General features: G+C 34.3%; 1 protein-coding gene. It reads left to right on the top strand.

Annotation, left to right across the window (positions count from 1 at the left end; translation table 11 throughout):
* Window positions 1-530: hypothetical protein (locus ABDH49_09360; GenBank protein MEN3047145.1), on the top strand; the 530-nt coding region annotated here is incomplete at both ends.

Raw genomic sequence — 530 nt, 5'->3', positions numbered from 1 at the left:
ACCTCTTGATTTTGCATATAAAAGTCAAAGCGAACAAGAAAGACTTGGAATAGAACTTTTAACTCAATATGGAGATAGACCGAGAATTTATAAAAATGGAATTGCTTTGGTCATTCCTGAAAGAGATCAAATAGAACCCCTTCGCAGAGCTATCAGGTATTTAATAGCTATAGAAAGGGTCAAGAACAAGAAAAAATCTCTTAATTTAACAGTTGAGCAGATTGATCAGTTAAAAGAAAGGGAGAAAACCGAGACGGTTTCTAAGGATTCTGCTCTTAGGAACCTATATGGAGAAGTTTGGCTTCTGAAAATTGAAAATGGAGAATTTGCACTTGATAAGGTTAAGATCAGTGGAAGAGCTCTTCAGAATACGAATATTCATGAAAGACTTATGGAGTTACTCTCAGGCGGATATACAAAAAAGATTTTTGACTATCTGAACCCAAGTAAATTGCTTGAATTTACAAAAGAATATGGAACAGATGTGAAAACAATAATAGACACCTTCTTTTCTTCTCTTGAGTTTCCTC

It is taken from the genome of Candidatus Hydrothermales bacterium (genome assembly GCA_039630235.1).
GTDB lineage: Bacteria > Hydrothermota > Hydrothermia > Hydrothermales > JAJRUZ01 > JBCNVI01.
The sequence above is the reverse complement of the archived record's forward strand: the minus strand, read 5'-3'. Positions and strand labels throughout refer to the sequence as shown.